At 60.0% G+C, this 3,316-nt stretch carries 6 protein-coding genes; 3 read left to right on the top strand and 3 right to left on the bottom strand.

All coding sequences use genetic code 11. The annotated features are described in order from the left end of the window. Together BM070_RS23860 and BM070_RS23855 are read left to right on the top strand one after the other, a co-directional pair. On the top strand, positions 1-557 hold a 557-nt coding region (locus BM070_RS23860), incomplete at its 5' end, for an ATPase (RefSeq protein WP_092942872.1). A gap of 147 nt (positions 558-704) precedes the next feature. Continuing rightward, positions 705-926: a hypothetical protein gene (locus tag BM070_RS23855; RefSeq protein ID WP_092942869.1), complete on the top strand. Its 222-nt coding sequence runs from the start codon at positions 705-707 to the stop codon at positions 924-926. A gap of 46 nt (positions 927-972) precedes the next feature. On the opposite strand, the gene BM070_RS23850 is transcribed toward BM070_RS23855, so the two are convergent. Then, entirely contained in the window at positions 973-1,623 is a 651-nt protein-coding gene (locus BM070_RS23850; protein WP_139222999.1) for a hypothetical protein, read from the bottom strand. 111 nt (positions 1,624-1,734) lie between these two features. Between BM070_RS23850 and BM070_RS23845 the strand changes: the two genes are divergently transcribed. Further along, a complete protein-coding gene (locus BM070_RS23845; RefSeq protein WP_092942863.1) occupies positions 1,735-2,154 on the top strand; it encodes a lysozyme inhibitor LprI family protein in 420 nt (139 codons plus the stop codon). Positions 2,155-2,240: 86 nt separating this feature from the next. Here the strand turns inward: BM070_RS23845 and BM070_RS23840 are convergent, their stop codons facing one another. Both BM070_RS23840 and BM070_RS24970 read right to left on the bottom strand, forming a co-directional pair. Then, positions 2,241-2,735: a hypothetical protein gene (locus BM070_RS23840; protein ID WP_092942860.1), complete on the bottom strand. Its 495-nt coding sequence runs from the start codon at positions 2,733-2,735 to the stop codon at positions 2,241-2,243. 5 nt (positions 2,736-2,740) lie between these two features. Next, the coding region (locus tag BM070_RS24970; RefSeq protein ID WP_175518607.1) for a hypothetical protein at positions 2,741-3,316 on the bottom strand (576 nt) is incomplete at its 5' end.

Raw genomic sequence — 3,316 nt, 5'->3', positions numbered from 1 at the left:
CCGGAAAAAGTACCGCGTTCCTACTCCTGCAGGAGGGGGGCGCTCCGATCCCGTTCGTGAATGCGGACCTGATCGGGAAGGTGGTGGGGGCGGCACCGTCGCCGGATGTGCTGGCCCAGCAGATCGCCGAAGTGACGCGCGAGCACTTTCTGAACAACCCAACGACATTTGCGACCGAGACGGTCTTCTCAGATGAGGTCGGTTCCAAGTTGGGCTACCTCCAACGCGCCGCGGAGAAGGGGTTTCGCGTTGTTCTGCTTGCGGTCTGGATTCCCAGCGCCGCCCTGTCGATCGCACGCGTGCGCAGGCGCGTGGCCAATGGTGGTCACGCCGTGCCCGAAGCCAAGCTGGCTCGGCGGTATGTGCAGTGCATGAAGAACCTGCAGGCAGCGCTCGGCTTCGTCGAGGCTGCAGTGGTCCTGGACAATTCCGGGGCGATCGAGGAGGGGCCGAAACTCGTGGCCACCCTGAACAAGGGGAGGGTGATCTGGACGGCGGCGAACCTGCCGAAGGGGATCGCTGACTTGCTGCCTGGAGGGGGGCGAGCCGATACATGAAAGCGCCCGCATGGTGCGTCGTGCGGGATCTGGGAAGACAAAACCCAAAGCCACTTCAGCGACTGCTGCGGTGGCTTTGGGTTTTTTCGTTGCATCGTCCGTTCAGGAAACTCGGTGCGAAAATTCCTGATTTGAGGAGAGCACCGAATGTGGAAAGACAAGGTCAAGCTCGAAGAAGGGCAGGACCCGGTGGAATTCCAGCACTCACAGCCAACCATGCGCGCACGCTTTCCGACTTTGTGCCAGGACAATGGCTACACAGGGCCTGCTGCGGCGCGGGACGCGCAATGGATGGGGACCTTGTATCGCACCCTCACGAGCCTCCACATCGGCGAAAAACGGGTCAACTACGTGGATCGTTTCGCCTGAGCTGAAATCTGGTCGTCACAGCACTGGGACTCTGATCAGTTCAGGCTTAGGCAGTCGGTGCATTCCATGAGTCGGCCTTGGCGATCGTGATGGCCCGCTCGATGTCGGCGATGGGCAGTTCATCGTCTTCAACGAGCGTGCCATTACGCAGCAGCTCGACGATCGCGGCGGCCCGCTTACCCGACAAGAACTGGGAAGCCGATACGACACTGCCCCCGGCGAAGGTGGCGTGGATGATTTTGTTCCATTTTGTGGTCGCCGCCTGCTTGCAGGCTGCATCCGGCGCATCGGCCAGTTCGAGCACTGCCCCGGTGAAGACCTTGGTTCGGTGCCAATCCGAGGCGGTCTTCGTGCTGCTGACCCGTTCGCGCGGAAGCTGTCCAGCCAGGACCTGGGCGTGGTGGCTCGCGGAGTAGAGGATCAGCTGGTCGCCTGGCACCTGGTGCGTGCCGCCGACCGTGCTGACGATGACGTCGCATTTCCGAATGCTTCTCGCAATGGTGCAAGCAGCCTCGGCCGCGGCGCTCTCCTCCCAGGCGAGCAGCGGCATCAGCTTTGATCCGCTTGCTGACCAGAAGCCGAAGGAGTTGAGGTATCTCGCATGAGGTGCGCCGCCGTACATCCGATCTTCGCGTCCAGTTGAGCCGTGAGATTTGTTTTGAAGAACGAAGAACTGTCGGATCTCTTGATGCGTCATCGGAGCTGTCATATGAATCGAGAATGTAAGGCTCATACAAAGAACCTATGCTAGAAAGCGATGGGTCCTCGGAAGAGGATTGCGCAGTATCAATAGCAAAGGGGTATCGCAATGCAACTGCAAATTAAGGCGCTGGTCGCGGCCAGCATGATCGCTGTGGCGTGCATCGGGAGCGCAAATGCCAAGGGGGTGACCGCCCCCGAAGATCTCGACGATGTGGACTGCTCGCAGCAGCAGGATTCCATGATCGGCATGAAGGTCTGCGCGGCCAGGAAACTGGATGAGGCTGAGAAACAGCTGGCTGCTAATCGAAAGAAAGCGCTGAAGGCCGCGGACAAGGCAGCGCGCAACGCGCTCACCAAGCTCTTCAAGGCCTCCGATGTCTACACGGAGGCCTTGTGTACAGCCGAGGCGCAGTCCAGCGAGGGCGGCTCGATCTACAGTCTTGTCTACGGCATGTGCCGAATTGGCGAGACCGAGCGCCAGATCAAGGTCCTTGATGGGATGGTGAACCGCCCAGAAGGCAGCTGAAGCTGATCCAGCGCGTCGCGCCCAAGCCGGCAATGCTCCCATTGCCGGCTTTTTTGCGGGCACGTGGCGCTGGCACATCCTTGCTATCAGAAGCTTGGCCCATCAGTGTCGAGGTCGATCATGCTCCACTCGTTCGTTGCACGACCTTCCTTGACGGGCATCTCGGCGAAGCGCTTGTGCTGCGGTTCAAGCACCTGGCGTTTCATGGCCTTCACGGCGCTTTCGGTGGGCGTGGCGTAGGCCTGATTCGAGATGAAATCTACCGGCGTCATCTGTGTGATGCGCTTCTGCATGATGTCTTCACGAGCTGTAGCTTCGCCAAGCCTGGACGTGATCTCTTCGAAAAGCTCGTCATCTGTGACGCCGCGCTTGATCAGGTCCAGCAGGGGTTCGCGCAGGGGGGTGTTGTTCTGGTCGATCAGAGGCACGCGATTGAGCGCCGCCGTTAAGGCCTTGTGCAGCCGCTTCATTGGCATTGGGAAGCCGAAGGCGCTCAGATGAGGCGACTGCTCCGGAGACGCCTCTGGGTATGGGGTTGCCATGCCCATGGACCGAAGAACGCTGAAGGTTAGATCGCTCATGTGCCTCACCCCATGAAGTGCGAGCGAATGTGGTCGCTCTCTGTAACGTTCTCGGCACGCTCCCGGGCTTCATAGGTGGAGCGCGTTTTGAAAAGCGGTGTGCTGTCAAGAGTATGGAATACCGGTACGGGCGCACCGGGGCGAATCAGCGTCACCTCTTGAATGTCAGCCACATTGGCTGCTGCGTAGAACTGCACAACCTTCTGGTTGCAGAGCTTGGCGAGCAGTTCGCTCTCGCACATGGCGCCAAGCGAGATGCCGGTGGCGGGCATTTCTGAGTTCAGCCAGGTGAAGCTCTTGGAAACAAAGAAGACCTCCTTGCTGCTCACCGCCACGAAGTCGAAGGGGAACACATTGATCCAGGCCTTGTGTTCTTTGGGAACAGCGATGCCAATAGTCAAGTCTTCCAACTCGACCACTGTGAAGCATGCTCCGAGCGTGGGAACCACCAGGCAGTCCGGATGGAAGGTATGGCTGCTCACGCCGCCATGCGGTAGCCGGGCGACCATGCTGTCGAATCCGGTCAACCCGAGGAATGCCTTCGTCCGCTCCGCGTACGCCTGCGTCTGCTCTTCGGTGGG

The organism is Paracidovorax wautersii (genome assembly GCF_900113035.1).
GTDB lineage: Bacteria > Pseudomonadota > Gammaproteobacteria > Burkholderiales > Burkholderiaceae_C > Paracidovorax > Paracidovorax wautersii.
Note: the sequence above shows the minus strand (reverse complement) of the source record. Positions and strands in the feature narration are given on the sequence as shown.

Bases quoted from the DNA above. Each gene is read 5' to 3' on its own strand.
- BM070_RS23840 (WP_092942860.1), bottom strand. From the start codon at position 2,735: ATGAGCGATCTAACCTTCAGCGTTCTTCGGTCCATGGGCATGGCAACC.
- BM070_RS23855 (WP_092942869.1), top strand. From the start codon at position 705: ATGTGGAAAGACAAGGTCAAGCTCGAAGAAGGGCAGGACCCGGTGGAA.
- BM070_RS23850 (WP_139222999.1), bottom strand. From the start codon at position 1,623: ATGACGCATCAAGAGATCCGACAGTTCTTCGTTCTTCAAAACAAATCT.
- BM070_RS23845 (WP_092942863.1), top strand. From the start codon at position 1,735: ATGCAACTGCAAATTAAGGCGCTGGTCGCGGCCAGCATGATCGCTGTG.